15 protein-coding genes are annotated in these 15957 nt (G+C 39.0%); 10 read left to right on the forward strand and 5 right to left on the reverse strand.

Features of this window, described 5'->3' with window-relative positions; genetic code table 11:
• The first annotated feature begins 51 nt into the window (after positions 1 to 51).
• The 7 genes from ACKPEB_RS08365 (at position 52) to ACKPEB_RS08395 (ending at position 6190) form a co-directional block, all read left to right on the forward strand.
• Positions 52 to 462: a lysozyme inhibitor LprI family protein gene (locus ACKPEB_RS08365; RefSeq protein WP_408964427.1), complete on the forward strand. Its 411-nt coding sequence runs from the start codon at positions 52 to 54 to the stop codon at positions 460 to 462.
• Positions 463 to 691: 229 nt separating this feature from the next.
• Positions 692 to 1624 (forward strand): lysylphosphatidylglycerol synthase domain-containing protein, encoded by a 933-nt coding sequence (locus ACKPEB_RS08370; protein ID WP_408964428.1) that lies wholly within the window; start codon positions 692 to 694, stop codon positions 1622 to 1624.
• Positions 1625 to 1642: 18 nt separating this feature from the next.
• Positions 1643 to 3532 carry a hypothetical protein gene (locus ACKPEB_RS08375; RefSeq protein ID WP_408964429.1) on the forward strand — a complete coding sequence of 630 codons (1890 nt, stop codon included), beginning with the start codon at positions 1643 to 1645 and terminating at the stop codon, positions 3530 to 3532.
• Positions 3533 to 3701: 169 nt separating this feature from the next.
• Positions 3702 to 4037 carry a cytochrome c6 PetJ gene (gene petJ / locus ACKPEB_RS08380; RefSeq protein WP_408964430.1) on the forward strand — a complete coding sequence of 112 codons (336 nt, stop codon included), beginning with the start codon at positions 3702 to 3704 and terminating at the stop codon, positions 4035 to 4037.
• 173 nt (positions 4038 to 4210) lie between these two features.
• A complete protein-coding gene (locus tag ACKPEB_RS08385; RefSeq protein ID WP_408964431.1) occupies positions 4211 to 4633 on the forward strand; it encodes a BlaI/MecI/CopY family transcriptional regulator in 423 nt (140 codons plus the stop codon).
• Positions 4633 to 5478, forward strand: a complete 846-nt coding sequence (locus ACKPEB_RS08390) for a M56 family metallopeptidase (protein ID WP_408964432.1) — start codon at positions 4633 to 4635, stop codon at positions 5476 to 5478. Before ACKPEB_RS08385 ends, ACKPEB_RS08390 begins: the two co-directional genes overlap by 1 nt.
• A gap of 223 nt (positions 5479 to 5701) precedes the next feature.
• A complete protein-coding gene (locus ACKPEB_RS08395) occupies positions 5702 to 6190 on the forward strand; it encodes a hypothetical protein (protein ID WP_408964433.1) in 489 nt (162 codons plus the stop codon).
• Positions 6191 to 6394: 204 nt separating this feature from the next.
• Here ACKPEB_RS08395 and ACKPEB_RS08400 read toward each other — a convergent pair whose 3' ends face one another.
• Complete coding sequence (locus ACKPEB_RS08400; RefSeq protein WP_408964434.1) at positions 6395 to 8572, reverse strand: Rne/Rng family ribonuclease; 2178 nt, start codon at positions 8570 to 8572, stop codon at positions 6395 to 6397.
• 1482 nt (positions 8573 to 10054) lie between these two features.
• Complete coding sequence (locus ACKPEB_RS08405; protein ID WP_408964435.1) at positions 10055 to 12769, reverse strand: TIGR03960 family B12-binding radical SAM protein; 2715 nt, start codon at positions 12767 to 12769, stop codon at positions 10055 to 10057.
• A 485-nt stretch (positions 12770 to 13254) separates the two neighbouring features.
• Here ACKPEB_RS08405 and ACKPEB_RS08410 point away from each other — a divergent pair, with 485 nt between their 5' ends.
• Positions 13255 to 13449: a hypothetical protein gene (locus tag ACKPEB_RS08410; protein WP_408964436.1), complete on the forward strand. Its 195-nt coding sequence runs from the start codon at positions 13255 to 13257 to the stop codon at positions 13447 to 13449.
• A 95-nt stretch (positions 13450 to 13544) separates the two neighbouring features.
• Here ACKPEB_RS08410 and ACKPEB_RS08415 read toward each other — a convergent pair whose 3' ends face one another.
• From ACKPEB_RS08415 to tadA, 3 genes are all read right to left on the reverse strand, one after another.
• Positions 13545 to 13982, reverse strand: a complete 438-nt coding sequence (locus tag ACKPEB_RS08415) for a hypothetical protein (protein ID WP_408964437.1) — start codon at positions 13980 to 13982, stop codon at positions 13545 to 13547.
• A 47-nt stretch (positions 13983 to 14029) separates the two neighbouring features.
• A complete protein-coding gene (locus tag ACKPEB_RS08420) occupies positions 14030 to 14713 on the reverse strand; it encodes a lysophospholipid acyltransferase family protein (RefSeq protein WP_408967548.1) in 684 nt (227 codons plus the stop codon).
• Positions 14714 to 14892: 179 nt separating this feature from the next.
• Entirely contained in the window at positions 14893 to 15381 is a 489-nt protein-coding gene (gene tadA, locus ACKPEB_RS08425) for a tRNA adenosine(34) deaminase TadA (protein ID WP_408964439.1), read from the reverse strand.
• Positions 15382 to 15503: 122 nt separating this feature from the next.
• Between tadA and ACKPEB_RS08430 the strand changes: the two genes are divergently transcribed.
• Both ACKPEB_RS08430 and ACKPEB_RS08435 read left to right on the forward strand, forming a co-directional pair.
• The gene (locus ACKPEB_RS08430; RefSeq protein ID WP_408964440.1) at positions 15504 to 15713 is read left to right on the forward strand and encodes a hypothetical protein; all 210 of its coding nucleotides are present in this window, start codon (positions 15504 to 15506) and stop codon (positions 15711 to 15713) included.
• Complete coding sequence (locus ACKPEB_RS08435) at positions 15710 to 15844, forward strand: hypothetical protein (protein WP_408971155.1); 135 nt, start codon at positions 15710 to 15712, stop codon at positions 15842 to 15844. Before ACKPEB_RS08430 ends, ACKPEB_RS08435 begins: the two co-directional genes overlap by 4 nt.
• The last annotated feature ends 113 nt before the right edge of the window (positions 15845 to 15957 follow it).

Genomic DNA, 15957 nt, shown 5'->3' on the forward strand with positions numbered 1-15957 from the left:
TGTTTAATTTTTAGGATCAATTTTTATTGTTAACCTAATTTTTTGTGAACCATGAAACGATTATTATCAGTTGTTTTTCTAGGATCTTTTATCGCTAATTTTACGGTTAGTATGAATTCGAGTTTTGCACAACCCGCAACCGTGATTAGCCAAAATGTTAAATGTAAACCGGATGGGAATACCTTAGAAATGAGAAAATGCGCCGATGATCAATATGCAATCGCCGATAAAAAACTGAATCAAACTTATCAACAACTTATCAGTCAATTATCACCCCAACGAAAACAACGTTTAATTGAAGCTCAACGCGCTTGGATTTCTTTTCGAGATAAAACCTGTCAGTTTGAATCAAGTCAAATGTTGGGAGGAACTGCTGAACCTTTATTACGAACCACTTGCTTAACGAGAGTGACCCAGCAAAGAGTTCAAGACTTACAAAACTATTTAGCTGACCTGAAATAAACCGTTAAGTTGATCAGCGATCAATTAGATTCAGAAAAGATAGAATAGGAAATAGGGAGGAAATCCGGGTGTAAAGGTTTATCAGCTTAATTTTTTAGTTTCATTACCTCCCTAGAGCCTAACAGGATGTTTAGCTCTAGGGTTCTGTCTTTTGTCTAAAAGCGATCAAATTGATACCTGTTTGATTTTAAATACTATGATATTCCTCAGTTCATGGATATACTCCGAGATGAATCGATTGCGTAAAATTTGGCCATCTTTTCTCGGCTTTCTTCTATTTGCTCTCTCCATTTGGGCAATTAGTCACAAGCTAGAACGATATTCTATTCAAGATGTTTTGACCAGTTTATCGAATATTCCTAAAACTCATCAGTCAGGTGCAATTTTCCTGATGTTGATCAGTTATTTAATGACAACCTGCTATGATATTTTAGCCTTTAGTTATATTGGTTTCCCCCTTCATTATGGCAAAATTGCCTACGGTGCATTTATTAGTTATGCTATTAGTAATAATATTGGATTATCCATCTTAACAGGTAGCGCTCTTCGCTATCGAATCTATTCAGGATGGCGTGTTCCTGCGGGTGTAATTGCTCAAGTGATTGCGTTTGCTAACTTAACGTTTTGGTTGGGATTATTTGGTGTTTGTGGGTTAATTTTCCTGTTCACTCCTTTACAAATTCCCACTATTTTAGATTTACCCTTTGTTTCTGTTCGTCCCATCGGAATTATCTTCCTCCTAACCATTAGTCTTTATTTATTATGGAGTAGTTTCAATCATCAACCCTTAAAACTGGGAGACTGGGAATTAAATTTCCCAACCGTTGGTCTTTCCTTAGCATTAATCGCTTTTGCATTATTTGATTGGGGGGCTGCGGGTGGGGTTTTATATTTATTATTACCCGAAGGTAGCACGTCCTCCTATCTCAGTTGTTTTAGCATTTATTTATTGGCAATGACTGCTAGTATGATTAGTAGTATTCCAGGTGGCTTAGGTGTCTTTGAAACCGTTGTTCTCACCTTGGTTTCCCCCGAAGCCAATCCAGCAGAGGTTTTAGGAGCGTTATTAGCTTATCGCGCAATTTACTATCTTCTTCCTTTAATTGTAGCAACCTTATTACTGGGAATTCATGAAATTAAAAAACAGCGTTCATTTTATTGATTATAGGTCATTGTAATCATGCAATTATCAAGTTCATCTTCTCCACCTTACATGGGTTTATCCCTACTGACGGCTCGAATTTTAGCATTGGTTGTTACGGCTAATTTCTGTTTAGTTGTTTTTGACTTAAGTTATATCAAATTTCGTAAAGATTATTTAAAACTTGATCAACATCAACAGCAATCTGAAAATACACCTCAAAATCAATATTTACAACAAGTTGATCAACTTGAAAAAAACATTAATCAATTTGGTTTTGAATCTCAGCAAGTTAAACTAGCCTTAGATCAGATTCAGAAATCCAGTATAGAACTATTTATTAATAATCCTCCCTTTCCGGTTCTCAATTCCTATGGAACCTTAGCTGAAATTAAAAAACGTTTTGAAAATCAGGTGAAGGCTAATGATTTTAAACAAGCGTTAGAATTGTTTTGGAGTCCTGTTTTTTTTAATCCAAAAACATGGGAAAAACAATTAACTTTCTTTAATCAAAATATTCGATTTTTAATTATTTTTTATGAACCCAGTTTAACCTATGACCTAATTAAAGGCATTGAACCGGATCGACTCAGCCAAAACTATTTAAGAAAAGTTGCTGAATTAAAAGTTAATTTAAAATATAACGGATTAAATTACCCTAAATCCCAGGCTTTACTGCAAGAAATTCGTCAAATTAGTATCGAAATAATTGACCGTAATTATAGCTTACAATTACAACATAATTTAGGAAAATTAACAGAAATTAAATATCGAATTATTGATCGGATTTATAGTCGAGATCCCCAATTTACAACTCGATTGACACCGACCTTAAAATTCTTATATCAAATTAAACTCTTAAATTTTTTAGCCCCGGAGTTAATTTGGTCAGATCGCTCGGCTAAACAAGCCTTCAACACCTTTTGGAGCCTAGAAAATTTAGAACAATATGGATGGGAAACTGAACTTCAATTTTTTGAAGCTGAAATTCAAGAGTTAATGCAATCATTTTATTTTCGACAAGTCGGAATAGATGGTGAATTTGTTAACCGATTTTGGTTAATTGATTTACCTTGGATTACTATATTTTTCTTAACATTTTTAATGGAGATCTATGCCCTTCGTCGTCGTCAACCTGAGTTAACATTACGAGAGGCTATCTTAAAATTATGGTATTATTTATTTTTATTAATTCCTAAATTATTGTTTTTGCGGTTTATTTCAGCCGTTTATCACTTGAATCGAGCTAATTTTCCAAGATTACAGCCCACCATTGATTATCTAAAATTAAAATTTATCTATAGTTTCGCTCAAGAATTAATTCAGGTTTTGGTCAATCAAGGTGTTAATCAAGTTCAATCTTTTGTGAAAAAAGGGGCGATTAAAAATTTAATCGGTAATCCTGCTTCCTCCTATCAATCCCTCGATTTTGTAGACCTAGCTCAATCTCCCCCAGGAATTCCTAATCGGATTGTTGAACTTACAATTACTCAGGTTTTACCCAGTATTCATCCTGAATTAGAAGCCTATTTACATTATCAAGTTTCTCAATCGATTCAGCAGTCTGCCATTTATAAAGGATTACATAAAATTCCGGGTGTTCGTTATCTTCCTAAACAAGTTGCTGATCAAGTTGCAAAAAAAATAGCGATCGCTATTTCTGAAAACCCTAAAAAATCCCTGGAATCGGGTAAAAATAAACCCCCTGATTTAATCGCCATGCAGTTACAAAAACAATTAACTCAAAAGTTTGTAGATGAGTTACGCATAGAATTAAATAAAGAACAAATTATTGATGATGTCGAAACGATTTTAGTGAATTGGTTAGAAAAAATTAAATCAAACCAAGTTAAAGATTTAGAAGCAAAATCCAGTATTAAACCCGCTAATATTGAAGCCATGAAACAAATTTCTCCCACTCCAGATTAAGCGATTAAATTAATAATTTTTAATATTTATTTGTGTCGTAGTATGCAGCTTACACAGCCTAGATGTCAACAATTTTAAATCGGAAGTTTGACAACCTGTCTTTTGACAACGAGAAATCTGTTTTGCAGGATAGAAGAATTGAATTTCATATCCTCAGAGGAGAATCATAATGAAAAAGTTAATCTCAGCCTTATTAATCATGACCGTGGCTGTTTTAAGTTTTATTCCCAGTGCGTTAGCCGGAGATATTGGCAAGGGAGGTAAAGTATTTTCAGCAAATTGTGCTTCTTGTCATGTGGGGGGTAAAAATGTAGTCAATGCTCAAAAAACCTTAAAAAAATCAGATCTCGAAAAATATGGAATGTATAGTCTTGAGGCAATCAAAGCCCAGGTGACAAACGGAAAAGGTGCAATGCCAGCCTTTAAAGGACGTTTAAACCCAGAACAAATTGATGATGTTGCGACTTATGTGTTGTCCCAAGCCGATCAAGGTTGGCCAAAGTAATATCAATTAATCCCAAATTTTAATACCTTTAAACCTCTCAAACTCTTGGATCAATTAAAGGGTGAGAGGTTGTACTGTTTCTGCGTCAAAATCAAAAAATCATCTAGGCTTGATTTCTTCTCAAATCATCTATTACACTAACCAATAAGTTGTATTTTTATCATTCATTCCTTATGGCCCCTTTGCCAGATTATCGTCCTCGCCAATTGTCTCTCGGCCCGTTAGAAACTGAAATTTTAGAAATCGTTTGGGAATTCGGTACAGCCACCGTTAAAGATGTCCATGAACGAATTTTAGCTGACCCTAATCGAGAACTAGCTTATACTTCAGTGACAACGGTTTTACGTCGTTTAACCGATAAAGGTTGGTTAACTTGTAATAAACAAGAACGTGCTTTTTATTGGCAACCGTTAGTTACTCGTGAACAAGCCCAAGCTATTTTAGCTTATGATCGTTTAAATCGATTTTTAGCAATTGGTAATCCCGATTTAGTCGCTTCTTTTGCTGATAGTTTAGATACCGCAAGTTTAGAACAAATTGATGCGATTGCCTCACGGCTTGATGCCATTCGTCGGCAACGGGAGGGACAACAATAATGCACTTCATAATTATTTTATTGGCTCTAAGTTGCGCGGTTGGTTTGCGACTCATCCCCTTACCAAAAAGTGGAAATTGGCATCAACGTTGGCAAAAATCACTATTTTTATTAGTGTGTCCTCCCTTAGTCTTAATCATGACTGCATTAGCAGTTTTATCGATGGGGACATCTGGAGAAATGTTAGGACTTGAAGCCAGTTGGTTTAGTTATTCTTTGGCTTTGGGGTTTGTCACGTGGGGAATCTTAATCGCTGTTCAGCTAATCGCTCAATTATGGCAATCTCAATGCCAAATTGAGCGTTTATCTCAACAGATGGTACTCGGAAAAACCGCCAGAATTTTAGAGGATGATTTTCCTTACAGTGCTCAAGTTGGGTTTTGGAAACCCGAATTAGTGGTAAGTCGAGGATTATTAGAAAGCTTAGATGAGATTCATTTAGAAGCCGTTATTGCCCATGAACAAGCCCATTTAAACTATCGAGATACATTTTGGTTTGGTGTGTTAAGTTGGCTCAAAACCTTAACGGTTTGGCTCCCTCATACCGAAGAATTATGGCAAGAATTACTATTATTACGGGAAATTCGAGCCGATCGTTATGCTACGCAAGAAGTTGATCCATTAATCTTAGCAGAATCCCTGTTATATTTTGCCAAAGCCCCATTTTATTCTTCCAATTATAGCAATTTTTCGTTTAGTTGTTCGATTCTCAGTAGTCGTTTAGCAGAACGAATTGATGCGATTTTAGCAGAAGATTCTGAACCCTTAACCTTGGGATGGTGGATGTGGATGTTACTGTTCTGTATCTGTTTACCTTGGATTACAGTTCCTTTTCATTATTCTTAATTTAGGGAACAGCTTAACTGGGAACAGGGAACAGAGGGGACAAGAAAATGGAAAATAGGGGATAGGAAAAAGTGATGCTCCACCCGATAAACCATTTGTAATAGCAAACATTAAAGGATTCCATATAAGTTTTACAACCTGTCTTTTGACAAAAAAAACAGGAGGTTTAAAAATCAAGACCCAATCATACAAAAAACAATTGTTTTGAGGGAATCTTGATTTCATGAACTGTCAATTTAATATCCGCAAAAATCAAACATTTATCCTTGGGTTTTCTCTATTCTTAGGAACGATCTTAAGCGGGATAACAGGATTAAGTGTATCCCCTATCCAAGCTCATGAACAACAACACCATTCTTCTTCATCTGACCATAAAAGTATAGCAATTCCTCCAGGTCAACCGATTCCAAAGGTCGATTTAATTGTTCATCCTGATGCGCGACAAGGATGGAATTTAGAATTAAAATTAACCGATTTTCAATTAACCCCTGAAAACATCAATCAAGTGAGCGATTCCTATCAACAAGGACACGCCCATCTTTATATTAATGGCAAAAAAGTAACTCGAATTTATGGAAATTGGTATTATCTTTCGGAATTACCGCCCGGACGCCATGAAATTCGAGTCGGTTTAACGGGAAACAATCATGAAATATTGATGATTCAGAATCAAGAAATCGGAGATACAGAAATAATTGAAGTTAAAAAATAATATATAGCACTCTTAGAACAGGGAACAGCTTAACTGGGAACAGAAGGGAAAATAGCGAATAGGAGATGGGAAAAACTGATTAGCCATCGAACAATTATTTGTAGCCAACATTCAAGGATAGAATATCAGATTCCATCCTGAAAGGTTGGCTACCCATTCATCATTTTTCCCTAGCTACCCCTGTTCTCCCTGTGAATTGGCTGGTTATTCAGAGACCGCAGAAGACCGACGGCGACGACGGCGAATAATGGGTTCACCGGGTTCATGATCAGAGTCCGAGGGTTCTTCTTCTGGGAGTTCGACACTTTCAATGTCTAACAGAGAAAATTCCGATCTGGGTTCCGGTTCTTCAACCTCTGAAGTTTCTCGTTCGAGAATAATCCGCTCAGAAATCGGTCGTTCTGAAATAATCCGTTCAGGAATAATTCGCTCAGAAATCGGTCGTTCTGAAATAATCCGTTCAGGAATCATCCGTTCTGGAACCCCAATCGTAATGGCTGGAGTTTCAGGTTCATCAGAATCTTCATCCATGAGGGATGTAGGAGAAACAGGCTCTTCCCCAGGAGAACGAACCGTCACAATCACAGAACGTGGATTTTTCACCTGTTGATGGGACAGCATCAAGGGAGAAATCCCCATCAGCGCATAAACTTCTTGTTCTTCGGGAGTCATTTCCACTGAAATCACTTCCGGCGGTTCTACAGGAGGTTTAACAATATCGGATTTCGTGGGACGACTACGTTCACTAAATCCGCTTCGCCCTGAGAACCCTTCACTAAATCCGATCTCTGAACGAGGCTCCGCTCCATATTGAACCGTCGGAGACATCCGTATGGAAGTCCGGGGACTTTCTTCATCTCGCGTTAAGGAATCCATATCCCGAATTCGACGCCGCCGCCGACGGGCGTTACTGGTGCCAATATCCTGATAACTCGGATGGTTCAGCAGTTCTAATTCTTGGAAGTTATTCGACGCATCAAATTCAACCACTTCCGGTTCTTCTCGGACGCCCACCTGGTCATAAGCCGGAATAGCAGGTCGTAAACTCGGTCGTTCTGGCGTTTCACTACTGACAGGTGACGCAACAATCCGATTATTAGTCAGAACCACTCGTTCGGCGGAAATTTCACCAATTTCTGATTCTATCTCTCCGGGTAAATGAACTGTATGGCCTAAACCGCCACAGGTGGCGCAGGTGCGTCCAAACAATTCATAAATATTTTGGCCTTGACGTTTACGAGTTAATTCTACTAACCCTAATTCCGATAATTGAGCAATTTGGGGTCGCGCTTTATCGGCTTTCAAGACTTTATTAAAATGTTCTAAGACTTGTAATTGATCTCGTCGAGAATCCATATCAATAAAGTCCACAATAATCACCCCAGCAATATTGCGTAACCTCAATTGACGGGCAATTTCCGTAGCGGCTTCACAATTTGTCCATAACACCGTTTCCCGCGAGGTTGCCGAACGGGTAAAGGAGCCAGAGTTAACATCAATCACTGTTAACGCTTCCGTTGGTTCAATGATAATATAGCCCCCCGATGGTAAATCTACCCTGGGTCTTAAGGCTTCTCGAATCGCCGCATTCACTCGGAAATACTCTAAAATCGGAATTCGTTCCCGGTGGTGGTCAATTAACACCCCCTGCGGTGCTTTCCCCACACTCCAGTTCATTAAATGTTGTTTGACCCGCTTCACCCCTGGACTATTATCCACCACAATTCGGTTCACTTCGGTGCTATACATATCCCGCAGCACCCGTTGAATAAAGTCATTATCTCGATTTAATAAAGCCGGAGGACGGGAAGAATGAGCTTCTTGTTGAATTACTTCCCATTGTTTTTGCAAACTTTCTAAATCTTCTAAAATGGCATCTTCCGCCATGCCTTCGGCTTCGGTGCGGACTAATAACCCCATCCCCGAAGGTTTAATTAAAATGGCCAAAGCCCTTAAACGATTTCGTTCCGTTTCTGAACGAATGCGCCGCGATAAATTTACCCCTCTACCATAAGGCATTAACACCAGATATCGTCCGGGTAAGGATATATTTCCAGTTAACCTGGGGCCTTTGGTTCCGGTGGGTTCTTTCATCACTTGCACCAGCACTTTCTGTTGGGGCGTTAATAATTCGGTGATAGAACCCGATGTTCGTTTTAAGCGTAATGGCCCTAAGTCGGAAACATGGATAAATCCATTGCGCTCAGGATCTCCAATATTGACAAATGCAGCATCAATTCCTGGTAAGACATTTTCAACGATACCGAGATAAATATCACTAACTTGGTGATTTCCGGTCGCTACAACCAGTTCTTGAATTTGATCTTCTGAAAAAACTGCTGCAATTCGTTGTTGTTCTGCGATAATAATTTGTTTTGACATTCAAATCCCTCAAAACTGAGTCTTATTGCAAGCACCTACGTTGCGTGTACTTAGCAATATTGACGTGATTAGTAAATCTATTAATGCAAAGGGTTACCTCTTAGAAAGACTAAAAACCGGAGATAGAAAGCCGGAGAAAATGACATCAGTGATTGTTAAAAATCAACGGTTAATCATCCTAATCCAATCGCTAAAATCTATCCAAAGTCAGTCTTTAACTGTTATGGGCAACTGAAATAAAAGGAGGTTATTTGTTATTCCTTAGCTTTGATCAGGTTCTGTCTAAAACGATACTTGGGTTTGACAGGGGTTTCCCCACGCTTACTGACTCAGCACGCCGTATCCGCTTTCCCAAAATTTTAGAGCGTCCAGCTTAGATCGCACGGTCTAAGCTACACCATATCCCTTGATTCTCACCCATAACTGGAGTTAAACCTCGTCTTCTTGGTGAGTTAGCTTCACTCTGGTATTCAGACCTACACCAGCCGAACTTTTATGGTCAAATTGGGCTATTGCAATCAAAGATCATCATCCTCTACAGGCTTAACCTTGGAAGAACCGTTCCCCTAGTTGTATCAAAGAAAGCGAATGTTCCCGCACGAGACTTCGCTACTTTTTCCTGATTTCCCAAATTTTCAGCCACATTCAGGGTTCTGGATTTCTCAACCGTGCTGGGGACAGGTACGCTACTGCTAAAAGTAGAGAGGTTTTCAAGCTTGACCGTTCTTAATCCTTGATTCTTGACTATCTCAATGATGATCAATTGACAAAGAGTTGTCCAATATTTTCCCATCCTTCTAAATCCGGATCAGGTTTTATACAACTGTCGTTCGTCAGCTATCAAGGTGACTTTTGGCATTAGCTGATCACCCATTGGTTTACTTCTTCCTCAACATTGAGGGATAGCAGCCAGTTTTGTTCGGTGAACATTTTTGAGTAAGTTTATTTTAGCGTCAGCCGGAATTTTTTGATTCTGACAACCCTAGCTGAATCCGGGGTATCGTTTAGCAATCTTCTCGGTTTGTAGCCTAGATCTGGGCGAACCCGCCCCCTAAACCACAAAACTTGGATTATGGAATTGTATTTTGACACTCCCTAGCCTGAAGGCGTGAGGATTCTTGGTTCAATGAAACCACTTAATCAAAGTACCTTACAGCGCTTTAACCAGAGGTGGGATGCTCCCCAAGCGTAAATTCGGATATGCCCTACCCTATTCGCATAACTGCGAGTTCTTTTTTAACTTGAAACCAATTTGTTTCAAAAAACGGGTTGTCTAGTACCCACGAATCTTTTACCCACTGCTGGGGGAAACTAGAACTGTGCAGTAGAACCCTATAGATTCAATTGTCAAGGTTCAGCGCGTTTTGCCTTTAGGCGACTAGGTTTTTAGACAGGTTTTTTACCTTTCCTGTTATCGAAAATAGTAGCACGATTGGATGTCAATAGACAACCCAATATAAAGCCGTCCTAGAAGGACAGGGTTTAAAACCCATTTTTCTGATCACACTGAACGAAATGCAAATTATCTCCGTCGCTAGAAGTTTCTTGACCCGGAGTTAAAAGTTGCTGGCGATGGATGTGCAACAATTGAAACTCTTGGTGCGTGACTTGTTCTAACATCTCGATAATATGTTCGGGGCGGAGTTGTGTCCCATCATTGAGACAACTTCCAACATACCGCAGTATTGTCCCTTCCTCGGAAATCATCTCCAGTTCCTTTAACTGTTTTCGTAAATTGATGATTTTCTTTTGACCTGATTTTGTGGTTTTTTCCCATAAAATTTCTGATGTGGCTTTAATAGCATTAATCCACTCTTCCCATTGAGGTAAACTTTCGGTTTCTGATTTCCACTTCACGGTTAAATAATATTCGGCTTGTTTCACAACATCGGTTAAAGAAGGAGAATTAACCGGGACTTCTTGAATGTTATAAAGGGGAATATTCTCTGGTAAACCCGTCGCTAAAGTTTGACGAAATTCTTCTAAATCCATCGATTCTGTTAATTCAAAATCAACGATTTCTCCGCTACTGGTTGCCCCTAATGGTAAAGCATAAGCAATGGAAATTCGCGGACTAGGACGGTATCCTGAACTAAAGGCAATGGGAAGAAATGCTCGACGAACTGCCCGTTCTAATAATTTTAATAAATCCAAATGACCGACTAACGCCATATCTCCTAATTTGCCAAACCAAACCCTTAACCGTTGAACTTTTTGAGAATTAGGAATAAATTCGCCAGAAAATTGCGGAATAACTGGAGGTTCAATCACAATATTATGACCAAAATCCGTTCCACAAACTCCACAATGGGAACACCCCTCAAAAGAACAATCAGGAACCGTCGCCGCTTCTAACGCTCGTTTTAAATCTTCCTTCAACCAATCTTTTTCAATCCCACTATTAATATGATCCCAAGGTAACGGCTGATCTAATAATAGTTCATAATCCTTTTCTTCCCTGTTCCCTGTTCCCTGTTCCCTGTTCCCTTCTAACTGAATTAAATTCCATTCTCCGTTTTCAACTTGACGATATTTCCAACTCAAACCCGCTTCTTCGATGGCTTGTGTCCACGCATTAAACGCCCGATCTAAACTTTCCCACCAGGAGTCCATTCCAGCGCCGAGTTCCCACGCTCTGCGCACCACTGATCCTAAACGGCGATCGCCTCGACCAACAAAATCCTCCATTGCTGATATTCTAACATCGGTAAAATTCGCTTTTACCCCTCTCATCTGGCGAAATTCATTTCTTAATAATTGTTGTTTGCGTTCAAATTCTGCCGTTGAAACAGAATGCCATTGAAAGGGGGTATGAGGTTTAGGCGTAAAGTTAGAAATCGTTAAATTAAAGCTTAATTTTCTGCGATTTTGAGCAGAACATTCTCGTTGTAACCAAGCGACGGTTTCAGCAATTCCTAATACATCGGCATCGGTTTCTCCGGGTAAACCAATCATAAAATAGAGTTTAATTTTATCCCACCCTTGTTCAAAGGCAGTTTTAACTCCCTTTAATAATTCGTCATTGGTTAACCCTTTATTAATAATATCCCGCATCCGTTGGGTGCCCGCTTCTGGAGCAAACGTTAACCCACTTTGTCGAGTTCCCCCAATAATATTGGCAATATTTTCATCAAAGCGATCAACTCGTTGACTGGGTAACGATAAATTAACATTGTAATCTTTGAGGCGGTTTTTAATTTCCATTCCCACCGAAGGTAAAGATAAATAATCAGAACAACTCAAAGATAATAACGAAAATTCATTATAACCCGTTTCTTTCATGCCTTTTTCAACGGTTTGAATCACTGCTTCCGGTTCCACATCTCGCGCCGGACGGGTTAACATTCCCGGTTGACAAAAGCGACAACCCCTTGTACAACCTCGTCGAACTTCAATCACTAATCGATCATGAACCGTTTGGACATAAGGGACAAATTTAATCGAATAGGCGGGCATCGGTGGAGCAACCCGTCTTAAAATTCGAGTCGGAACATCAGCCCGTAATGGATGAACAGAACCCGCTTCTGTCATCTGATAAAATTGAGGAACATAGACCCCTGGAATTTGGGCTAAATCTAATAAAATCGCTTCTCGATTTAATTGATTTTTCTTACCTTCTTCTAAAATTAATCCAATTTCTGGTAATAATTCTTCCCCATCTCCTAAAGCAATAAAATCAAAAAAATCAGCGTAGGGTTCAGGGTTAGAAGTGGCCGTTTGTCCTCCCGCAAAAATTAAGGGATAATGGAGTTGATTCGACTCGGTTTCATCTCCCCAAACCGAATAATTTTGTCGGTCTTTCCACGTTAAAGGAATTCCAGCCAAATTTAACATTTCTAGGATATTGGTTGCCCCTAATTCGTAGCTAAGGCTAAATCCTAAGATATCAAAATCGATTAACGAACGACGAGACTCCACCGCAAATAAAGGGGTTTGAGTGTCCCGTAATTTTTGGGCTAAGTCCGGTGCGGGAAGATAGGCGCGATCGCATAATTGGCGAGGCTGGGTATTTAAAATATTGTAGAGAATAATATGGCCTAAGTTAGAGACACCCACCTCATAAACTTCAGGATAAGTTAACGACCAACGCACGAGGGCGGAGTTCCAAGGTTTACGTTTCGCGCCTAACTCCTGACCCAAATAACGTGCAGGTTGGTGAATTTCCGGTGTAATCAGTTGTTCTACTGTAACTGCCAAGGTCAACCTCACCTGTATAAAACGACAATTTTTTAACGTTTGACTGACGTTTTCATCTGCCTATTGTAGCAGCAACTTAGGAGTTAACCTCAACCAACCCCTATCAATGTCAACTTAACTTCCAGAGTTCAGTCTTCAGCCCAAGCTCTGTTCAGACTGATTTTATGATAAATAGGGACGAGAATACGGTTATACTCTTTTAAAAAAGGGTAACAATTAACACACTCATGTTGATCCAGAAATTTGTTAAAATGTTTTGAGGGAAAGCCAAAAAATCGATTGATTTTTCCGATTGAATGTTAAGTATAATCTATCCCAAGACACTGAAAAATCTATCAAAAGATGGATGGATTCAGACGAAATAAGTGTTAATAAAGTTCCTGTAAATCAAGTGATAGGGATCACGGGCAATTAGAGAATTCGATCACAAGATAAAATGGAGATTCATCAGACAATAGAGTCTATCAGAGTTACCTGTACCTGCCATGCCAGCAACAAATCTCATTCGGAAATTAGTAGAAAAAGCCCTGTATTTCAAATGTTTAACCCCTGAAATTGAAAATGCGATTAATACTGAATTAACCCGAATCGGTTATATTTCAGATGTGGATTATGAAGCATTAGAACTGTTAATGGAAGAAATGGATGCAGGTCGCATTCGATTAATTTCTAGTCATTAATAGGTTAAAATTTCAATGGTTTGATATTGACAAATAAAATTTTTTATTCTGGGTTAAAATGACCAAAGCGATCGCCAACAATATTCTTTAATGGCTTAAGCATCTACTTCAGGGTGAGCAACAGACTGAAAAACATGAGGATAAGCTTGCCAAACTTGACGAATAAACTCTCGCAATTGTTGGTGAGCCGAACGAGTATTGACATTTTTAATCTCAGGGGAATTAACCTCTGGAGATTCTAACTGTGCTAAAAAAGGAATCACCTCCGTATCTAAAGCGGATCTAAATAATTGCATCGGCCAAATTAAATCAGGACTTTGGCGTAAATCGTACAAAGTTATAGGTTCGAGGGTATTGAGATCAGCTAAATCATAATCGAGATGCTCATCAGATAACCCTTGAATTAACATTAAGGGTCGCACCCAACACACAGCCCGAAATTCGACAACTTGAATGACTTCTGCATATAGACAACGGTTGAGATGATTTAATCCCACAATTTGACCCGGTTGAAAATTCAAGCTAGAGTTCATTCCTATTGATTGAATCCACAGAACATATTGCTGACTCCCTATTTTTATTATAACAGTTTGGGTGAATCAATTTGATGGAGTGCCGATTCTAAATCTTGCATCAAAGATTGAGCATTTTGTTTCACTGAACCTTGAGAATAATCCAGAACTGACAAGGGTGAACCAATCTTAACTTGAACACGACAACCCCGACGAGGAATCATCGGATCATAATGTAAGGACATGGGGACAATTTTAATCCCTAAATTAGCATAGCTGGTTTCAGCTTGTAGAGCTAAACGAGCCAGTCCCGCTTTCAGGGGATGGACTTGATTATCCTGAAAAATATTTCCTTCAGGAAAAATCACTAACATTTCTCCCCGGTGGAGTAATTCTACCCCATGACGCAGACTAGCAATAGTGGGATGTTTTTGATTAACCGCAAACCCGCCTAATTGACGAATCAACCACCCTTGTAGTCCTTTCATTTCATCTACTGTCACCATAAATCGTAAATCTCGTCCTGTGACATGACGACCTGTAGCAAAGGGGACAATCAACGCATCCCAACGAGAACGATGGGTTGGTGCTAAAATAACAGGGCCTTGTTTGGGAAGATTGTCGATGCCAATAACTTCTAAGGATTTAAAATAAAATGGTAAAACCAAATATCGTCCCAAAGGGTAAACAATCGAAGCTAACCAAGGGGAAACATGAGAACTGACCGATGTTTCCTTTGTCGGGGTGGACATTTTTGTGCAAGATTGATCAGAGTCAAGGATGAGCATAATGGTTTTCTGGATTAAATAAACCTCTTGACTTTAGGCTAAAAAGTTTAAAAGGGTTTATCAATCCTGATCAGGACAGTTTTTCTATTGTCTCTTAGAAGGGAATGGTTATTGTTGTCAGGGGTACGGTTGCAAGACCCATTTTAAGATTGAGAATGACGTTTTTGAGCAAACCAAGCTTGTAACTGTTGACGACAGGAAGATTCTAAAATTCCCCCTAAAACCGCTAACCGATGGAAGGAACAAGCGCTATCAGGAAGGTTCGCAACGGTGCGAATAGTACCCGTTTTGGGATCATCTGCACCATAAACCAATAACCCTAATCGAGCTTGCAAAATGGCTCCGGTACACATAGGACAGGGTTCTAGGGTCACGTAGAGAGTACAAGTATTAAGATGCCAATTTTTTAAGATTTTACCTGCTTTTCGTAGTGCTAATATTTCTGCATGAGCGGTGGGGTCAAAGTCTCGTTCTTTGCGGTTTTGAGCTTCAGCAATTAATTGATTATTCTGATCAATAATAACGGCTCCAACGGGCACTTCTCCCGATTCTCCCGCTTGTTGCGCTAATTCTAAAGCTCGATTCATCCAATATTGATGGATGGAATAATTGTTAATTTTGGGGAAGGTCATGCAGTAATAATGGGGAATACGGAATGGATAATCTTGTAGCAAGCTCTCCCGACTTAGGGAAATGAAATCTATCCTATGAGATAATTAATCAAAAAATCGGTCAATACAATCAGGTCTAACAAATGACAACTTTTCATGATGTAGTCGAGGGAATTAAAAGTCTTTCTATGGATGAAAAGCAAGAAATTTCAATCTTGCTCCAGCAATACATCCGTGAAGAACGCCGTGATCAGATCTATGATAACTTTCAGTTAGCGCAAGTAGAAGAGCAAAAAGGAGAATTGAAGTTTTCCTCTAATATTAATGAACTGAAACAACTGATAGAGGAATGAGCATGGAAGTTAGTTTTAGTTCGAGTTTCAAACGTACCTTTAAAAAGCGGATTAAAGGCAATACAGATTTAGAGGAAAAGTTTTGGCAAAAATTGGAACAGTTTACAGTCAATCCTTACGATCCGAGTTGAAAAACTCATAAACTATCGGGCAAGCTTAAAGAATTTTGGAGTTTTACTATAGATTATGATGCCAGGGTACTGTTCTACTTTACCGACGATGGAAAGGCTGTATTTGTAGATAT

It is taken from the genome of Planktothrix sp., from assembly GCF_046067725.1.
GTDB lineage: Bacteria > Cyanobacteriota > Cyanobacteriia > Cyanobacteriales > Microcoleaceae > Planktothrix.